Source organism: Streptomyces sp. M41(2017), from assembly GCF_002078175.1.
Lineage (GTDB): Bacteria > Actinomycetota > Actinomycetes > Streptomycetales > Streptomycetaceae > Streptomyces.
On the sequence record NZ_MWFK01000003.1, the window covers coordinates 40,369 to 56,756 of the forward strand.

Annotated in this window: 15 protein-coding genes and 1 pseudogene; 8 read left to right on the top strand and 8 right to left on the bottom strand. The window is 70.1% G+C overall.

Features of this window, described 5'->3' with window-relative positions; all coding sequences use genetic code 11:
* Window positions 1–36: 36 nt before the first annotated feature.
* Window positions 37–528, bottom strand: coding sequence for a hemerythrin domain-containing protein (locus B0675_RS36750; RefSeq protein ID WP_081224123.1), 492 nt, complete (start codon window positions 526–528; stop codon window positions 37–39).
* Between the two features lie 321 nt (window positions 529–849).
* Window positions 850–1,671 carry a helix-turn-helix domain-containing protein gene (locus B0675_RS36755; RefSeq protein WP_081224124.1) on the bottom strand — a complete coding sequence of 274 codons (822 nt, stop codon included), beginning with the start codon at window positions 1,669–1,671 and terminating at the stop codon, window positions 850–852.
* Between the two features lie 80 nt (window positions 1,672–1,751).
* Between B0675_RS36755 and B0675_RS36760 the strand changes: the two genes are divergently transcribed.
* From B0675_RS36760 to B0675_RS42310, 5 genes and pseudogenes are all read left to right on the top strand, one after another.
* Window positions 1,752–2,360: a TIGR03086 family metal-binding protein gene (locus B0675_RS36760; RefSeq protein ID WP_179165544.1), complete on the top strand. Its 609-nt coding sequence runs from the start codon at window positions 1,752–1,754 to the stop codon at window positions 2,358–2,360.
* 145 nt (window positions 2,361–2,505) lie between these two features.
* On the top strand, window positions 2,506–2,928 hold the full coding sequence (locus tag B0675_RS36765; protein ID WP_241540190.1) for a DUF2809 domain-containing protein: 423 nt from the start codon (window positions 2,506–2,508) through the stop codon (window positions 2,926–2,928).
* Between the two features lie 473 nt (window positions 2,929–3,401).
* Window positions 3,402–4,502, top strand: a complete 1,101-nt coding sequence (locus B0675_RS36770; RefSeq protein WP_081224125.1) for an LLM class flavin-dependent oxidoreductase — start codon at window positions 3,402–3,404, stop codon at window positions 4,500–4,502.
* Window positions 4,499–5,899, top strand: a complete 1,401-nt coding sequence (locus B0675_RS36775) for an NtaA/DmoA family FMN-dependent monooxygenase (protein ID WP_081224126.1) — start codon at window positions 4,499–4,501, stop codon at window positions 5,897–5,899. Before B0675_RS36770 ends, B0675_RS36775 begins: the two co-directional genes overlap by 4 nt.
* A 222-nt stretch (window positions 5,900–6,121) precedes the next feature.
* Window positions 6,122–6,343, top strand: a pseudogene (locus B0675_RS42310) (haloacid dehalogenase); the annotation flags it as partial.
* A 101-nt stretch (window positions 6,344–6,444) separates the two neighbouring features.
* Here the strand turns inward: B0675_RS42310 and B0675_RS36785 are convergent.
* The gene (locus B0675_RS36785; RefSeq protein WP_081224127.1) at window positions 6,445–7,263 is read right to left on the bottom strand and encodes an SAM-dependent methyltransferase; all 819 of its coding nucleotides are present in this window, start codon (window positions 7,261–7,263) and stop codon (window positions 6,445–6,447) included.
* 183 nt (window positions 7,264–7,446) lie between these two features.
* Window positions 7,447–8,187, bottom strand: a complete 741-nt coding sequence (locus tag B0675_RS36790; RefSeq protein WP_081224128.1) for a metallophosphoesterase — start codon at window positions 8,185–8,187, stop codon at window positions 7,447–7,449.
* A gap of 168 nt (window positions 8,188–8,355) precedes the next feature.
* Here B0675_RS36790 and B0675_RS36795 point away from each other — a divergent pair, with 168 nt between their 5' ends.
* Window positions 8,356–9,003: an ABATE domain-containing protein gene (locus B0675_RS36795; protein WP_081224129.1), complete on the top strand. Its 648-nt coding sequence runs from the start codon at window positions 8,356–8,358 to the stop codon at window positions 9,001–9,003.
* Window positions 9,004–9,103: 100 nt separating this feature from the next.
* Here B0675_RS36795 and B0675_RS36800 read toward each other — a convergent pair whose 3' ends face one another.
* The 4 genes from B0675_RS36800 to B0675_RS36815 form a co-directional block, all read right to left on the bottom strand.
* Window positions 9,104–10,318 carry a helix-turn-helix domain-containing protein gene (locus B0675_RS36800; RefSeq protein WP_081224130.1) on the bottom strand — a complete coding sequence of 405 codons (1,215 nt, stop codon included), beginning with the start codon at window positions 10,316–10,318 and terminating at the stop codon, window positions 9,104–9,106.
* 222 nt (window positions 10,319–10,540) lie between these two features.
* Entirely contained in the window at window positions 10,541–11,491 is a 951-nt protein-coding gene (locus tag B0675_RS36805; protein WP_081224131.1) for a hypothetical protein, read from the bottom strand.
* A 59-nt stretch (window positions 11,492–11,550) separates the two neighbouring features.
* A complete protein-coding gene (locus tag B0675_RS36810) occupies window positions 11,551–13,134 on the bottom strand; it encodes a DUF6801 domain-containing protein (protein WP_107482970.1) in 1,584 nt (527 codons plus the stop codon).
* A gap of 115 nt (window positions 13,135–13,249) precedes the next feature.
* Window positions 13,250–13,882 carry a hypothetical protein gene (locus B0675_RS36815; protein ID WP_081224133.1) on the bottom strand — a complete coding sequence of 211 codons (633 nt, stop codon included), beginning with the start codon at window positions 13,880–13,882 and terminating at the stop codon, window positions 13,250–13,252.
* 736 nt (window positions 13,883–14,618) lie between these two features.
* Here B0675_RS36815 and B0675_RS36820 point away from each other — a divergent pair.
* Both B0675_RS36820 and B0675_RS36825 read left to right on the top strand, forming a co-directional pair.
* Window positions 14,619–15,629 carry an ATP-binding cassette domain-containing protein gene (locus B0675_RS36820; RefSeq protein WP_081224134.1) on the top strand — a complete coding sequence of 337 codons (1,011 nt, stop codon included), beginning with the start codon at window positions 14,619–14,621 and terminating at the stop codon, window positions 15,627–15,629.
* A 26-nt stretch (window positions 15,630–15,655) separates the two neighbouring features.
* Complete coding sequence (locus B0675_RS36825; protein ID WP_081224556.1) at window positions 15,656–16,387, top strand: ABC transporter permease; 732 nt, start codon at window positions 15,656–15,658, stop codon at window positions 16,385–16,387.
* Window position 16,388 lies beyond the last annotated feature (1 nt).

Consider the following 16,388-nt stretch of genomic DNA (forward strand, 5'->3'; position numbering starts at 1 on the left):
CGTGTGGCTGCCGACGGCCCGGCGGATCCGGGTCGTTCAGCCCTTCACGATGGCGCGTACGGAGTCGACGCTGCCGCAGTCCGCCGCCAGCTGCTTCTCACGCTCCTGGAGAAAGGCCGCGCCGAGCTCCGCCCGACGCTCGTCGGGGACGCTCTCCCGGGCGCCGTTGAGGATCGTCCGCTCCTCCTCGTCGAGGTGGTGCGAAACCGCCTGCGCCAGCGCTTCGAGGCGGGTGTCCCAAGTGTCGGAGCCGACCTCGGACACCTCCAGGAGCGCCAGCAGCGCCGCGTTCCCCTCGTGATGTTCCTCGGCGCCGTGCTCGACCTCTTCGTCGTCGACGTCCTTGAACCGCTTGAGAGCGCCGTACACCTGGGACTCCTCGGCCTCCCCGTGGGCGATGAGCAGGGCCGAGAACTGTTCGAGCGCCTTGGCGCGGTCCGCTTCCACGCTCCGCATCCGACGGAGGAGGTCTTCCATGCGGCGGTGGTCCTTGAGGATCATCTCGACGACGTCGTGCTCGGTGGTCATGCTGTTCTCCCTGCTCGGTACGGCTGTTGCGGGCGAGTGGCCGGCTGCGGGGCCCACGGGCGAGCCTGCAGCAAGTGCATCGTGCGTGCGCGGCGGACTCGCCGGGCCAGGCGGCCGCCGTCCGGTGGAACAGTGGCCTCCCGACCCAGTTGCGCGATGCATCCGGCCAGACCCGCGTACCCCTGATCGGCCGGAGCAAGGGGGAGGGTGCGGAGCGCGATGTCACCGACCGCCGTCGCCGCGGGGCAGCGGCGGCGGACCTGCGCCCGCATCGACCATGAAACGCTGAAGTCGCACCCCGTCACCGATGACAGCGCTGCCCTAGCCGCTGGGGTACGCCGTCGGCGGCACGCCGACCGTCGCGCGGAAGTCCCGTACGAGATGGGCTTGGTCGGAGTAGCCCAGTTCGGCCGCGAGAGCAGGCCAGTCGACGTCGTGCTGACGGCCGGCCGTCTCCACGGCCTCGTGGATGCGGTAGCGCAGGACGCACCACTTGGGGCTGACGCCGACGTACTCGGTGAACAGGCGTTGCAGCGAGCGCACGGACAGGCCCTCGTCGCGAGCGAGGTCGGCGACCCGGCGGACGCCGTGGCGTGGGTCGCGGATACGGGCGACGAGCCGGCGGGCCAGTTCGGCCTGAGGATCCGGAGCGGCCGGGGCGAGCGCGAGGAGGCAGGCGTCCAGTGCGGCGACGCGGTCGCGGTCGTCGGGGTGGCCGAGGATCGCGGCCGGGTCCGGGGCCTGCGGGAACACGTCCTCGTACGGCGACACCTTGCCCGTCCAGGCGGCGACCGGCACGTCCGGGGCGAAGGGGCGGAAGGCACCCGGCCAGAACTTCACCCCGCAGACCCGGCCGCGCCCGTGCAGCTTGCGGGTGTAGAGGCCGGGGGCGCTGACCCCGGTCAGTTCCCCGTAGGGCGGCCCCTCGTCCTCCTCCCACTGGAAGGTGAGGTTCACGAAAGGGTGCGGGAGGACGTGCGAGGCGTACGGAGAGGGCAGGTCCCAGTCGATGAACCAGTACGTCTCCACGTACGGACGCAGGGGCGCGGCGGGTTCGTGCCGTCGGAACCGCACGCGGGTGAGCAGCGCAGAGGGATCGACGATTCCCCGGGTGTCCCGAGGCTGCTCGTCATGGTCGGACATGCCGGGATCGTACGGGGGCAAGGTGACGGCTGGCGCGTTTGTTCAAGACGGCCCTGGCGTGTCGTCCGTACGGTCGGAGCATGGACGAGAACAAGAATGTGGACAGTCTTGGTGAGCTCCTGGACATCTCGGTGTCTCGGGCCGTGCCGGTGGTCGGAGCCCTGTCGGACGCCGACCTCGACCGCCCCACCCCGTGTCCGGAGTACGACGTGAAGGGGCTGCTCAACCATCTGCTCCACGTCATGGTGGAGTTCCGGAAGCTGGCCGCGAAGGGCGAGTCGGACTTCACCATGACGCCGGACCGGGTGGGCTCGGGGCCCGACTGGCGGGAGCTGTTCGCCACCCAGGCCCACGCGTTGGCCTCCGCGTGGGCGCAGCCGGGCGCGGAGGACGGCCTGGCAGGTGCGATGAACATGCCCGCCCGGCTCGTCGGCTCGATGGCGTTGCTCGATGTGACGATCCACGCGTGGAACTTGGCCCGGGCGACCGGACAGCAGTACCCGGACGACGCCGGGCTCGCGCCTGTCGTCGCCGAACTGGACTCCCCGGTCGTCGAATTGGGCGACACGGCCCGCTCCATGGGGATGTTCGGGAGCGTGGTCGACGTGCCCGAAGACGCCCCTCCCCTGGCCCGCCTCCTCGCGGCAACGGGTCGCGACCCGTACGCGACGGTCCGGCACACGACGTGATCATGGACGCCCGGCGAACTCCCGCATCCGTCAACGTCCGTGCCTGCTGCTGCACTTGGGCCGACAGGTTCCGGTGATCGAGGGACTCGACGACCGGCACCGGATCGTCGCCGCGTTCCGCTACCTTGGCGGACTCGGGCGAATCGTGGAGGTGCGGGTGACGAGCAGGCGATGGCGGGCTGTCGGAGTGGCGGTGGTGACTGTCGCGGCAGGCCTCGGCATCCGGTCGCAGACGGGCGGAGCGTTCGCGAAGTACGCGGGAGACGCTCTCTACACGGTGCTGGTGTGCGCCGTCGTGGTCCTGGTGGCGCCCCGGCTGCGACCGACCGTCGCGGCGGGGGCGGCCCTGGCCTTCAGCTGGGCCGTGGAACTGTGGCAGATCGCGGGGATCCCGACCGCCCTGCACCCTCTCTTCGGAGCGACGTTCAACGCGCCGGATCTGTTCTGGTACGTCGTGGGCGCCCTCCTCGGCTGGTGCCTCATGTCGGGAGGCCGAGATGAGGCGCGCGAGCGCGCGGCCGGTCCCGGCTCCGCGACCGAAGGGGCCCCCTCGGTCCGGTCTCGGTGAGTTCCGACCGGACGCCTCCGGACGAGAGTGCGGCCGGACCGCGACCTGGCCTTGCAGCCCGCCGACCCGGGCAATCGCCCGGGAAGGGTGCGCTCCGGCACGCTTGGGCCCTGTCGACAGCAGGTGCGGCAGCGTCCGGGGGCAGATCCCCGGGTTCGACTCACCCCGGGGCCACCGCGAAGGGTCGTGCACCGCGATACGGATACCCCCGGGCCGCACCGGCGCTCTTGACATGTCTGACAGCGCACGACGTACGGTGAGCCCGCACATCCGGACGGGTGGAGGCCCTCGATGCACGTACCTTGCGCGGCGCCCCACGGTGCCTGCACGGGTACGCGGCTGATCACCCGGCGGCACGTCGACTACTGCCGCACCTCCTCCGCGGTCTGTCCTTCCGTACACGTCTGACTGCCCTCCGCCGCCTCGCCCTGCCCGGGCGGCCGCCTGCTCACGTGTACTCGGAAGGATCACCCATGTCCGGCTCCGCCCTGCACCTCGCCGTCGAACTCGACGGCGACGGCGCCCATCCCGCGGCCTGGCGCCGCGCCGCCCACTCCCCCGACCAACTCCTCACTCCACGCCGCCTGGCCGGCACCGCCGCCGTGGCCGAGAACGCCGGGTTCACCCTGGTCACCCTGGACGACGGCTCGCTGCCGCCCGGTGCCTCGCCGAACCCCGTGGGCCGGATCGGCGCGGTGGAGCGGGCCGCGTTCGTGGCGGCGTCCACGACCACGATCGGCATCGCACCCGTAGTCGCGGTCACCTACGCCGAACCCTTCCACGTGTCCAGCCAGCTGGCGTCTCTGGACCACATCTCCGAAGGCCGGGCGGGCTGGGTGGTGGCAGAGGAGGACCGTCCCGAGGCGGCCCGGACCTGGGGGCGGCCAAAGGTGCCCGGTCCGGACGCGCGCGCTCGGGAATCCCGTGACGGAGTGCAGGTCGCACGCGCTCTGTGGGACTCGTGGGAGGACGATGCGGTCATCCGGTCCGTGGCCACCAGCCGCTACCTCGACCGCGAGCGGCTCCACTACATCGACTTCACCGGGGAGTCGTACGCGGTGAAAGGGCCGGCCATCGTGCCCCGCCCGCCGCAGGGGCAGGTCGTCGTCCTCGGCCGGCCGGACTCGGTTCCCGCCGCGCTGCTCGACGTCGCTCTCGTGACCGGCCGCGACCTCGCGACGGTCGGCGGCGCCGCAGCTTCCGCCGGGACCCCCCTGGTCCTCGCCGAGGTCGAGGTGGCGCTCGACACACCGGACGCCACCGGCGCGGAGCGCGTCGCCGATCTGGAGCGCCACGCGTCCTGGACGGATCACGGACGGCTGCGACTCACCGGCTCGGCCGAACAACTGGTGCTCTTGCTGGCCGAGTTGAGCACGGTCGTCGATGGCGTGCGCCTGCATCCCCTGGTGATCGACGAGGATCTTCCCGTCCTCTCGCAACGCGTCCTGCCGGCACTCGGCGAACGGCGCCTCGTCACCCGGCGCCTGCCGGGTACGTCCCTGCGCACGACCCTGGGTCTGGAACGTCCCGCCAACCGCTTCGCCGCCGCGGCCGTCCAGGAGGAAGCCCGATGACCCGCACCGATCCTCTCGACGTCCCCCGCCCGGACGCACAGCTCCACTTCGGGGTCTTCTTCCAGGGCGTGAACCACTGGACCATCTGGTCGGCGCCCGACAGCGGCTCCCAGATCGACCCCGCCTCCTTCCGCCGCGTGGCCCGGACCGCCGAACGGGGTCTGTTCGACGCGTTCTTCCTCGGCGAGGGGCTGCGGCTGCGTGAGGTCGACGGCCGCATCCACGACCTCGATGTGGCCGGACGGCCCGACGCGATCACCCAACTCGCCGCCCTCGCCGCCGTGACCCGGCACATCGGGCTGGTGAGCACCTCCAACTCCACCTTCAACGAACCCGCCGATCTCGCCCACCGCCTGTCCGGACTCGATCTGCTCTCCGAAGGCCGCGCCGGCTGGAACGTGGTGACCACGGACAACGCCTGGACGGGCGCCAACTTCCGGCGCGGCGGCTACCTCGACCACGCCGACCGGTACCGGCGCGCCGAGGAGTTCCTCACCGTGGCCCGCGCGCTCTGGGACGGCTGGCAGGACGGGGCGATCGCCGGGTCCCCTGGTGCGCCCGCCTGGTCGGCGCCGTCCGCCGTGCGCCGGGTACGCCACCAGGGTGCGCAGTTCGACGTCGATCTCGCGCCGACCCTGCCGCGCAGCGTTCAGGGGCACCCCGTCATCTTCCAGGCCGGCGACTCGGGCGAGGGACGCGATTTCGCCGCTCGCAACGCCGACGTCATCTTCTCCGCCCACGGCACCGACTTCGACGACGCGCTGGCCTTCGCCGAGGACATCCGCCGCCGGCTGCGTGCCGTGGGGCGGCCCGACGACGACGTACGCATCCTGCCCGGTACGGAGATCATCATCGGTGCCACCGAAGCGGAGGCGCTGGAGAAGAAGCGCTGGATCCGACTGCAACAGGTCACTCCGGCCACGGCGTTGGGCATTGCGGGGGCGCTCTGGGGTTTCGACCTGTCCGACCGTGACGCCGACGGACCGCTTCCCGAGGAGGACCCGGTCGTCGGCGAGAACGACGGCTCCTTCGGCTCCCGGCGGATCGCCGATCCTCGGTCGGTCGTGTCGGAGTGGCGTGCCAAGGCCGAGGCTCACGGGTGGTCGCTGCGTGAGGCCGTCATCCATCTCGGGCCGCAGCGCGGCCACGTCGGCACACCGTCCGGTCTCGCCGACAGGTTCGCCCGCTTCGTCCGGAACGGCGCCGTCGACGGCTTCAACGTCACCCCGTACCTGATCCCGGACGGCCTCGACGACATCGTCGACCTGCTCGTCCCGGAGCTCCAGGAACGCGGCGTCTACCGCACCGAGTACACCGGTACGACCCTCCGCGAGCACCTCGGCCTGCGCGAACCCCTCACGCGACGCCCGGCGAGCGAACAGCGGCAGGCAGGCTGACCATCGGGTAAGTGAGCAGGGGCTCCCGACGTCGAGTCGGTGAGCTCCTGCTTTCCCTGTCCGCCCGCGGCGGTGGGGAACCGCGGGCAGACCCATTCCTCCGACGCGGGTCGTCAGGGGTCGGCGGGTTCGTCGTCGCCCCCTCCCGACGGGCGGACGACGTCGGAGGACGCTCGTGGCATCCGTGGGCCCTGCTCACACCCGATCACGAGGGCTCGAGGTCACTTCGACGAGCACGACAAGCGGGATTTCGCCCTCCCGAAGGCCTGGCAGCTGGGGTTGACCGCCCGCTCGTGCGGGGCGGTCGGGGACAGCCGTTCCGACCTGCCGCTGTGTGCGTCGGTCGCCGTGAGCGTGGCGTTCAACGCGTCGGCAGGAGCACGGGCGGCGGCGACCATCGCGGTGGACGGCGGCGACCTGCACGGCGTCGTCCCCGCCCTGGCCCCGACGCGCCTGCCTGCGCCGTGGACGAGAAGCCACTCAAGGGCCGCAGCCGGGGACGCAGCCGGCCCCGATGCCCGAGACCGGAACAGCCCGCTGTGCTGTCAGGCCTTGCGAGCCATCCCCGCGGCGATGAGCTGTTCCCAGACGGTGAGCTCTCTTTCGCCGCTGTCGTTCCACGCCTTGCCTGCGGTTTGCGGGCGCCACAAGGAGGCGGGGACGACTCCGGGGTCGAGGATCTCCAGACCGTCCAGCAGGTGCGCGATCTGCGCGTCGGTGCGCCAGCGGCCGCGGCCGAACGTCTTCTGGAGCACCTTCTCCGCCTCGGCCGTCTCCGGGTTGTCTCCGGAACGGAAGTGGCTGACGAAGAAGAGGCTTCCCGAGGGCACGCGGTCCCGCCAGTACCGAACGATCCCAGCAGGGTCTTCCTCGTCGTTGACGTGGTGGAGGACAGCGCTGAACATGACGGCCACAGGGCGTTCGAAGTCGATCAGCGCCCGGGTCTCGGGATGGTCGTAGACGGCTTCGGGGTCGCGCACGTCAGCCTCGATGACCCTGGTCCGGTCGTTCTCCTCCAACAGGGCACGCCCGTGGACGAGCACCTGAGGATCTATGTCGACGTACACGACGCGGGATTCCGGAACGTACAGTTGCGCCACCTGGTGAACATTGTCGGCGGTCGGCAGGCCACTGCCCAGGTCGATGAACTGGGTGATGTCCGTGGTCGTCGCGATCTCCCCGACCGCCCGGGTCAGGGCCGCACGATTGGCGAAGGCGATCGCCACCGATCCGGGGAGGTCGCGTTTGAAGACATCGCCGATCTCCCGGTCCACGGCATAGTTGTCCTTGCCACCCAGCAGGTAGTCGTACACCCGCGCGATGCTGGGCTTGGTGGAATCGATCGAAGTGCCTTCGCTCGTCATGGTGGACATCCTCCCTTGTGAAGGAACCCGCTGCCCAGACTTTTGGACCATCAAACGGACGGCGCAGCATGGAGAGTTGACCTCTTGGTGGGCCACCTCGCCCCGCAGGACGACACCCGGCTCCTGGCTGACTCGTCCGGGACCGTACGGACCGCGATGTCTCCGCAGCACGCGAGCGGAAGGTCAGAGCACGACGCGGTAGTGGGTGGTGAGGCGCCGGTCGTCGTCCAGGATGTGGAACGCGAGGCCGGGCGGCTGGTCACGGTCCGCGGCCTGGTCGCCCTCCCAGGGCAGGCGCAGAGTCCAGGTGATGGCCGGTCCGACAATGAGCGGACGTGCCGCGAAGGTCGAGGCCGCCGCGGTGTGGGCGTGGCCCGTGAGGACCGCCACGACCCGCGGATGTGCGTGGAGCAAGTCCGCCAGACGGTCGGCCTCTTGGAGCATGCAGGAGTCGGGCAGCGGGTGGTGGAGTTCGACCGGCGGCTGATGGAAGGCGATGAGCGCCGGGGTGTCCTGCGGCAGAGCGGTGAGCGTGGTGTCGATCCAGGCGAGGGTCTGGGCGTCGAGGCGTCCCTCGTCGCGGCCCGGGATGGTGGAGTCGCACATCAGGACGGCGGTGCCGCCGATGTGGTGGACCTGATTGATCGGACCCTGGTCGGGCACCTCTCCGAGCAGGCCCTTGCGGTAGGCCGGTCGCGCGTCGTGGTTACCGGGACACGTGAGCACGGGGAAGGGGCCGGTCAGGAGCTGAGCGGCTTCCTCGTACTCGGCCTCCTCGCCGTGATCGGCGATGTCCCCGGTGACCAGCAGCGCGTCAACCGGGCGGGGCAGCGCGCGCAGGTAGTCCATGACGCGAGTGGCACGTCGAGTCGCCCTCTCGCTGCCGTCCAGGTGCAGGTCGCTGATGTGCGCGAGCAGCGTCATGCGCGGTCTCCCCCAGTGGCGGCCCAGCCGCCGTCCCGTGCCGGTTCGGCGTCTCCGCCCGCTCCGACCTCTAACGGAAGTTTTCAGTTTTCCGTTAGGACCATAGAGTGTGCCTCGGGACACGTTCAAGTGGTTGACCACCTGGCACCGGCGGGGAAGGGCTGTCTCGTGGAGCGTTGGCTGGCACTGGAACTGGCGAGTACGGTCCGCCACGACGGAGACGGCGGCATCGTCGACGACCTCGCCACGGTCCGAGGAACGACGCGCTGGATCCAGGAACAGGGTCATCTACTGGCCGGCCACATCGCGGTAGGGCACCTCACGGCCGATGAAGACCTCAGGCTGGGAATCGTCGAGCTGCGGCAGGCAGTCCGGGCCCTGTTCGCCCGCGTGGTGAGCCCCGCTCCCCCCAGCCCGGCGGACGCGCACCGTCTGATGAGTCCCGACCGGGCAAGGGCCCACCTCAACGCGGTTGCCGCGCGAGAACCGGTCGCCCCGCAGCTGGAGTGGCCGGACGACGGAGCGCCTGGCGCCCGGGTGGTGTCGGCGGAGACCGATCCGCGCGTTCAGCTTGGCGCGGCCCTGGCCCGAGCCGCCATCGACTTTCTCACCGGCCCGCAGCGCGCCCAGTTGCGCTCCTGCACAGCGCCCCGCTGCGTGCGCTATTTCGTCAAGAGCCACGGACGGCAGGAGTGGTGCAAGCCGTCCTGCGGAAACCGCGCTCGCGCGGCTCGCCACTACAGGCGCCAGCGCACGGCGGCCGATGACGGTTCCACGGCTCCCACTGCCACATCTGCCGGACCGAACTCTGATTGACGCGGTCGGCGTCGATCCGCAGTCCCTCGCTTCCGGTTGCCGGGCCGTCGGTTCGCGGCGAATCAGCAGTAGTCGCCGCGTCCTCCCGGCGCGGAGGAGGTCACGACCCCGTCCCCGTGTCGTCCTGCAGATGCAGTGAGCGCAGCGCCGCTTCGAGTGCGAAGCGGTGGTCCGGGTCGGTGAGGCGGTCGCCGAGGCGTGCGTCGAGGCCGCGCAGACGGTAGCGGACCGTCTGCGCGTGGACCCCGAGCATGTCGCCGACCTGTTCGGCCGGCGCGCGGGTGGAGATGTGCACCCGGAGCGTCTCCACCAGCCGTTCACGTCGGCTGGCCGGCAGGCCTGCCAGGGGCGCCAGTTCGCGGGCGGCGACCTGGCGTACCAGGGGCGGGTCGGACAGGAGCCACAGGGTGGTGAGGTGGTCCTCGCAGCGGACGACGGGGGCGTCGGGGACGATCCCGTCGTCGATGAGCTGGAGGACGCGCCGGGACCAGCGCAGCGAGTCGGCCGCCTGCGCCGTCGGCAGCGTCAGACCGATGACGGCGCGGGTGCCGTCGAGTGCCCGGCCGAGCATGCTCTGGCGTTCGGGGGTCAGCGGCCCCGGGACCAGGAGGTGGGGGTGGGGAGCGTCGAGTTCGGTGAGCACGTCGTCGGCGAGGCCGGCCTCGATGCCGTCGGGCACGGGTGAGCGGAGGGCGACCAGGGTGCACTCGGCCGGCAGGGGCCAGGCGGCGGCCTCACAGAGATCCGTGATCGTCGGCTGCGGCAGTGGAGGTGCGCCCAGTATCAGGTGCAGCAACTGCCTGCGCAGCATGGCGACTTCGGAGGTGCCGCGGGCCTGCACCTCGCTGTAGCCCTCGCGGGAGACCTCGGCCAGCTCCTCCACGTAGGCGAACAGGGCGTCGGCGAAGGCGAGGATGAGGGTGGGCGAGAGGCTGTACTGACGGCCCACGGACTGCGCGCGCCGCAGGGCGATGCGGGCGCCCAGCCGGTAGGCACCCTGGAGGGACTCCAGGTCGCGCCCCTCGTACGCCTCCACGCGACCGAACCGGCGCAGCAGCGTGTCGCGGAGCGTGGAGGGCTTGTCGGGCTCGGCGACGCGGTCGACGAAGGCGGTGATGGCCTGTTCGACGCCCTGCCGGATGGTGTCCGCGTCCGGTCCGTCGAGGAGGCGGCCGTATACGGGATAGGCGCGGGTGACCTCGGCACGGATCTCCTTGACGAGACTCGGTAACTCCGGTCTCATCAAGGCGGCGAACCCGATGGGCAGTGGATCGAGCGGCTCACCGACTTCCGGTGTACGCGCGGGTGAAGGCATCCGTGATCCCTCGCTCTTCTTGTGCCCAGGGGAGGTCGCCGGCACGGACACCGAGGTGCCGAACGAGCGGGCTCGGCGTCCGGGCCGGACGTCGGACGCATGACGTCCTTGGCACCTGAAAGTAATTCAACTTCTCCAGCGCGTACACACTTTGGGCACAGATAGGTCTGCCGAGGCGACTGTGCGTTGCCGGGGTGGCTGAGAACAGTCGCCTCGCAGACCCTACTTGACGGCGCTGTGCCAGTTCTTGGAGAGCTCCTTGCCCGCGTCCGGTGCGGCGGTTCCCGGGGCGCCGAGTCCGGCGAGGGACGTGGAGGCGCTGTTGAGCGTCAGGCTGTTGTTGCCCGCGGCGGAGGGCAGGCCCGTCTTCAGGTTCACGGCGGCGTCGATCAGACCGAACAGGCCAAGTCCGCAGCCGCTGGCGCCCGGAACCGCGAAGGTGCTGTCCTTCTGTGTGGCACCCGTGAGGTTGACGCGGCTCATGGTGCCCTCGTCGTTCAGGTTGCCGGCTCCGTCGAAGAAGGTGAGTCCGAAGTCGGGGTAGTTGACGTTGCTCGGGCGGAGCACCACCGGCTTGGACGCGGACCCGATGTAGCACTTGCTGCCCAGGAGGGGGTTCTCCAGGTGGATGCGGACGGGGATGGAGACGATGGGCAGGTCGGTCAGGGCGCCGGCGCTCTGGTCGAAGTTCGAGGGGGTGCCGACGGATTCCACGGTTGCCGTGATCTTGTTGAGGCTCGCGTTGGTGATCTGGTTGCAGATCGCGGTGACCGCGGGCACGTTGCTCGGGCACATCAGGCCGATGAGGCCGCCCGGCACGGTGGCGGAGTCGGCGATGAGGGCGCCTCCGGCCGGGGCCACCACGGTGCTGCTGCCGTCGGAGTTCTGGATGACGCCTATCTGCAGGTCGGTGCGGCCCGTGGTCACCGTGGTGTTGCCCAGTTTGATCGAACCGCTGGCGGAGGAGGACGCCACGCACTGCGGGGTCCGCTCCAGGCCGTCGGCGGCGACCATGGCCGGGGCGTCGACAGGACACCTGGTGAACGGGGCCCACTCACCGTTCAGCTGTGCGGTGGCCGCGGTGGCCGTGCCCATCGAGGCGAAGGCGCCGACAGCGGTGGTCAGTGCGGTGGCGACGGTGGCGGATCTGGCCGAAAAGCGCAGGCGGGTCATGAGGTGCCTTTCGTGACGGAAGGGGAGGTGCGGCGGCTGTCGAGCGGTTCGGGTGCGTTTCAGCGTTCGGGAACGGGAACCTTGAGGGGCTGGCGGTCCTCGGTGCATTCGTCGGGGTTGGGCACCTCGGCGGCGGCGAAGCAGGTCTGGCCCTGCATCTGTTTGATGTAGTTGCCGGTTCCGGACACGGCCGCGGTGAAGAGGCGGTCCAGGTTCTCGCCCGCGTTGTCGCAGCCGTGGAAGGCGGGGATGGTGACCTCGCCGGTCAGGGGTCCGCCGGAGAGCAGTTGGTAGCCGGTCGCGGGCTCGCCGGAGTTCTGTTCTCCCCGCCCGTGCAGGACGAGGTGGTCTCCGGGGAACTTGGCGCTGTCGGGCTCGGGCGACTTCAGCGAGCCGCTGGTGCGGCAGGCGGGGCCGACGTTCAGCGGAGTGCCGTCGACCTCCAGTTTGGTCACCCGCAGGACGAGCGGCACCCGGATGTAGGTGTCGGTGCTGGTGAACACGAAGTCCGTGGCGCCGAGGGAGTCGACGGTCAGGGGCCCGGCCTGCTCCAGCACCATGGTCGCCTTGGCGGGCATGAAGCGGAAGGTCAGGAAGGTCGCCGTGAACGGCATGCTCTCCTTGCGGCCGTTGTTGTAGAGGTCGCCGGTGGAGTGCTGGCGGATGACGCCACCGCTCCAGTCCGGGTACGGCTCGAACTCGGGCGATCCTTGTTCGAGCATGGTGCAGAACGGCGGGATGAGGGCCGCGGCGTCCTGCTTGCGCACGTTGGAGTACCCGGCGACGTAGCTGTTCAGGGACATCGGACCGAGCGGGTAGCCGGCGTCGTACTTGCACCGTGGTGCCGCCGGACGGGCGTCGGCCTGAACGGACGGCCGGCCCGCGACCTTCGGGGCGCGCTTGTCCTGGACGCCACCCGGCGTCCCGTCCTCCTGGCCCGGCGTGCCGGACGGGGAGGAGGAGGGCGAGGCGGACGGGGAGGAGGAGGGCGAGGCGGTCGGTGAGTCGTCGGGGCTGCCCGTGCCGGCGCCGACGGTGACGGTGCCCAGCAGTGCGGTGGCGTCCTTGCCGGGCGTGCAGTCCAGGGTGATTGACGCGGGGTCGGTGTCGGGCGTCGCCGCGGCCGGCGCCAGGTCCACGCCGAGAGCCCCGGCGGTGAAGGTCAGGCCACCGTCCTCCTGTCCGGTGACGGTGGGGACGTCCCCGGTGGTCCTGAGCGTCAACGGTCCCGTCGACGGGACAGGCTGTGCGGTCGCGGAGCCGCGCCAGAGTGCTTGTGCGGTGGAGTCGCCCTGCGCCACGTCGATCGTGAGCCGGGTGCCGGCCGTGACGGTGGTCGCCTCCTTGTCGATGAGGTTGTGCACCGCTGTCTCGGACAGTTCGACGGAGGTCTCCACGTCGGAGGCCCGGATGGCCTGTCCCACGTCGACGCGGTCGGGCAACGACGCGGAGACGCGCACGGTCGCGTCCACGTCTCCGGACGGCAGGCTGCACGTGTAGGGCAGCGTGACGTGGACCGTCTGGTCGGCGGCGACGACGGCTCCGGCGGGCACCATGGCGGCGAGGACGACGAACGCGGCGATCGTGGCGTTGCGGCCACGGGTGCTCTGCCGGGTGGCGCCCACCGTCAGGTGCATTCTCATCAACTGGCTCCGCTCGTTCGGATCAGGGGTGTGCGGTGGTACGGGGTAGGGCGCGCAGGCGACTCGGATGCGCCCGGCCGGTGGTCCGGCCGGGCGCATCCGAGCACGGGACCACCTACGGGTTGGAACCCTTGATGGTCGGGATGGTGGTCGTGTTCTTGACCTTCACCGCGTAGTTGCCCTTGAAGGTGGGCTTCGTCGAGGTGGTGACGACCGTGCCGCAGCCGGTCGCCGTCGTGACCGTCAGCTCACCGGAGACACTGGCGACCGCGAGGATGCCGGTCGAGTTGGTGTAGGTGGCGGACGCCTTGCCGACGACCTTGAACACGCAGGCGCCGACGGTGATGGTCGCGTTCACGTTGCCGATGTAGCCCTTGGTCACGCCGGTCGCGGCGGTGTAGTCCTGGGCGACGACGGTCCACGGGGTGGTGGCCACGGTCGTCACGTTGCCGAGGACGCTGGTGCAGGGCGCTCCGCTGGTGCCGAAGTTGATGGCGGAGATGCTGGCGACCGTCGCGGGGTTGCCGGTGGCGCTCGCCATCGTGCCGGAGGCGGAGGACGTCGTACACGTCATCGGGATGTTGGCCGTCAGCACGATGTTGCCGCTGTTGGTGGCAGTGAAGCTGGACGGTGTCGGGTTGACGGTCCAGACGGTGGACGGCACGGCCGACGACGGACCGATGGCCAGACCGAAGGCAGCAGCAGCCGCACCCGCGATGACTGCGGTTCTCTTGAGGGACTTCTTCATAACTCTCGGACGCTCCTTGTGGATTGACCGGCAGAGGGTGCACATCGCCCGCCGGTAATTTACGGGCTTCTGGCTCCCGCGGCTCTGGATTCCTCGACCGCGCTCCGACGTTACTTGCGAGAAACATGGCTGAACAATGGCGCAGACCATGATTCTTTTGGCTCTTTTCTGGACTGTTTCCCAGGTGAGCGGTCCACTGTCGCCGTTAGTCATCCGATGCCAAATCCCGGCGACAGGGCAATCGTTGGGCGAACAGCCACGCAGCACGCCGCCACACGGCGCCCCCGGCGCGCCGGAAACGGTGGATTGCGCACCCGGTGACAAGGTTTCGGACGGCCTTTGTCTCCTGGCGCACACATCGGGTTTGGCCGAAGCCTGTCGCTCCAAAAACTCGGCAACTGGTATTGCCCGGCCAGGTTACTGGGCCGTAATGTTCCGGTGCGCAGCTGCGGTCCAGGTCGGCGCCCCTGCCGGCCGGACTCACGACGGGCGGTTTCGGCCTCACCCTCCTTCGAGGCCGGATCGCACGTCAGCAGGGCCTCGTACAGCCGACCCCCCGGAGGTACGAGGCCCTGCTATCTCCACGGAGACAAGATCCGATCGGGCTTTTGTCTCCGCGGTGACAAAGTCGGGGAGCGTCCCCGAGAGCGGGTTCCCTACCCATTGTCAACGAACGACAGAACCACCTAGCGTGCGCCACACGGTGCACACGCGAACCGCGCCTGCTGGAGGTGAAATGGGCATCGAAGTCGTGGTCGAGGGACTGACCAAGTCTTTCGGCCGGCAGAACATCTGGCAGGACGTGACGCTGACTTTGCCGGCTGGAGAAGTGAGCGTCATGCTCGGTCCGTCCGGCACCGGAAAGACTGTTTTCCTGAAGTCGCTCATAGGGCTGCTCAAACCCGATAGGGGACGTGTCCTCATCGACGGAGTGGACATGGCGAACAGTCGGGAACACGAGATTTACGAGACCCGAAAAATGTTCGGGCTCATGTTCCAGGACGGCGCCCTGTTCGGCTCCATGTCGTTGTTCGACAACATTGCCTTTCCGCTGCGCGAGCACACGCGTAAGAAGGAGTCCGAGATCCGCCGCATCGTCATGGAGCGGATCGAGGTGGTCGGCCTGCTGGGCGCCGAGGGCAAGCTGCCCGGCGAGATCAGCGGCGGCATGCGCAAGCGGGCGGGGCTCGCCCGGGCGCTGGTGCTCGACCCGCAGATCATCCTGTGCGACGAGCCGGACTCCGGCCTCGACCCGGTCCGCACCGCCTATCTGTCGCAGCTGCTCATCGACCTGAACGCGCAGATCGACGCGACGATGCTGATCGTCACCCACAATCTCGACATCGCCGCGACCGTGCCCGACAACATGGGCATGCTCTTCCGGCGCGAGCTGGTCACGTTCGGCCCCCGCGAGGTGTTGCTGACCAGCGAGGAACCGGTGGTGGCGCAGTTCCTGCGGGGTCGCCGCGAGGGCCCCATCGGCATGTCCGAGGAGAAGGACGCCGCGACGCTGGCCGCCGAGGCCGCCGCGACCCGCCACCCGGAGCAACCCCGTGAGATCGTGCCCCAGTTGGAGCCCTCCCCCGGTCTCCCCGAGCGCCGCGCGGTCGCGCGACGGCGCGAGCGGGTGCTCGGCATGATGGACCGGCTGCCGCCGGCCGCCCGGGCCGCCATCGAGCGCACCTACGCGACGAGCGGCTCCAACGCCCCGACCGTGCCGATCCCCGTCTCGGGGAGCGGCGCGTGAACGCTGCACTGCGCCAGACCGGACTCATGTTCGCGCTGGCCGCCGAAGTGTGCCGGGCCGCGTTCCGACGTCCCTTCCAGTTCCGGGAGTTCGTCGAGCAGTTCTGGTTCGTCGCGAGCGTCACCATCCTTCCCTCCGCACTCGTCGCCATCCCGTTCGGCGCCGTGATCGCCCTCCAGGTCGGCTCGCTGACCGAGCAGCTCGGCGCCCAGTCCTTCACCGGCGGCGCCAGTGTGCTGGCCGTCGTCCAGCAGGCCAGTCCGCTGATCGTGGCCCTGCTCATCGCCGGCGCGGGCGGCTCCGCGATCTGCGCCGACCTGGGATCGCGCAAGATCCGCGAGGAGCTCGACGCGATGGAGGTGATGGGTGTCTCGCCCGTCCAGCGCCTGGTCGTCCCCCGCGTACTCGCCACCATGGGCGTCGCCGTGCTGCTCAACGGGCTGGTCTCGGTGGTCGGCACGCTCGGCGGCTACTTCTTCAACATCGTCCTGCAGGACGGCACGCCCGGTGCCTACCTCTCCAGCTTCTCGGCGCTGGCCCAGCTGCCCGACCTGTACATCAGCGAACTCAAGGCCCTCATCTTCGGGTTCATCGCCGGCATCGTCGCCGCCCAGCGCGGCCTGAACCCGCGCGGCGGACCGAAGGGCGTCGGCGACGCCGTGAACCAGTCGGTGGTCATCACCTTCATGCTGCTCTTCTTCGTGAACATGGTGCTGACGGGCCTGTACCTGCAGATCGTCCCCCCGAAGGGAGGCTGAG